The organism is Bradyrhizobium sp. PRIMUS42, assembly GCF_023006515.1.
Lineage (GTDB): Bacteria > Pseudomonadota > Alphaproteobacteria > Rhizobiales > Xanthobacteraceae > Bradyrhizobium.
In genome coordinates, this window is sequence record NZ_JALBGZ010001056.1 from 1 (window position 1) to 1,571 (window position 1,571).

The window sequence follows — 1,571 nt, forward strand, 5'->3', positions numbered from 1 at the left end:
GGCAATGCGCCCGGCCAGCCCGAGAGCACGACGACCTCGTGCCCGGCGGCGAGCCGGCAGGCGATCTCGGCCATGATCGCCGCCGTCGTGCTGGTATCCGGCGGATAATGCTGGCTCGCGACGACGATCTTGCCGGAGGGCTGCATGGTCAGGCCGCGGTCGACCCGAATTCGGGCACCGCATCCTTGAGGATAGTCCTGATTGTCGCGCGGTCGTCGCGCGCGATCGCCTGCTCGAGCGCCGCGGTCCATTTGCGCAGCGTCTGCATCGGCGGCTCGTTCGGCTGCGCGGCCATGATGCCGGCAACACCGATCTCGCGGGTCGGCTCCTCGGAAGCGAACAGGATCTCGTGGAGACGTTCGCCCGGCCGCATGCCCGTGAACACGATCTCGATGTCGTAGCCGGGTTGCAATCCGGAGAGGCGGATCATGCGCTCGGCGAGATCGACGATCTTCACCGGCTGGCCCATGTTGAGCACGTAGACCGAGACGTCGGGCCGCTGCGTTCCGAGCGCATGCGTGGCCGCGGTGATGACCAGATCGCAGGCCTCGCGGATGGTCATGAAGTAGCGGACCATGTCGGGATGCGTCACCGTCACCGGGCCGCCGGCCTCGATCTGCGCCTTGAATTTCGGCACCACCGAGCCGTTCGAGGCCAGCACGTTGCCGAACCGGACCGAGATCAGCCGCATCGGCGGCTTGGCGCCGTGCGCCGCGGCTGCGAGGTCGTGATCCAGCGCCTGGCAGTACATCTCGGCAAAACGCTTGGTCAGGCCGAGCATCGACACCGGCTCGATCGCCTTGTCGGTCGAAATCATCACCATGGCTTCGGCGCCAGCGGCAACGGCGGCATCCGCAACGTTGATGGAGCCGAAAATGTTGGTCTTGACGCCCTCACTCCAGTCGCGTTCGAGGATCGGCACGTGCTTGAGCGCGGCGGCGTGGAACACGATGTCCGGCTTGAACCCGGCCATCAGGCGCATGATGCGCTCGCGGTCGCGAATGTCGGCGATCCGCCCTTCGATCTCGGCGGTCGCGCCTTGCGCGGCGAGCGCTTCCGTGATGGCGTAGAGCGCCGGCTCCGAGTTTTCCACGATCAGGAGCCGCGCCGCGCCAAAGGCAACGACGCGCTCGCAGATCTCGGACCCGATCGAGCCGCCGCCGCCGGTGACGATCACCGCCTTGCCGTTGATCAGGGCCTCCAGGCGGGCATAATCGATCGTCTCGCTCGGCCGCAGCAGGAGATCCTCGACCGCAACGGCGGTGAGCCGCGGCGTATCGCCACTCTCGAGCGAGGGCATTCGGTTGACGATCACCCCTAACTTGCGCGCCCGCATCAGGATCGATTCCGGATGGGCCTCCGGCTCGAATGCCGACGGCGTCATGACGAGGCGCGCGATCGGTTTGTTGCGCTTGGCGAAGTCGGCGATGATGTCTTCGACGTCGTCGATGCCGCCCAGCACCGGCACGTTGCGGATGAACTGGCCGCGGTCGGAGGTCGACGGCGACAGCACGCCGACCGGCCAGATGCGCTTGATCGCCCCGCTCTCGATGCCGCGCAGGAGCACCTCG

General features: G+C 67.2%; 1 protein-coding gene and 1 pseudogene. Both read right to left on the reverse strand.

The window, feature by feature from the left end:
* A pseudogene (locus tag MOV75_RS37450) lies at positions 1-251 on the reverse strand (glycosyltransferase WbuB); the annotation flags it as partial.
* On the reverse strand, positions 149-1,571 hold a 1,423-nt coding region (locus MOV75_RS37455), incomplete at its 5' end, for an SDR family NAD(P)-dependent oxidoreductase (protein WP_246932559.1). The pseudogene MOV75_RS37450 and the gene MOV75_RS37455, both read right to left, overlap by 103 nt.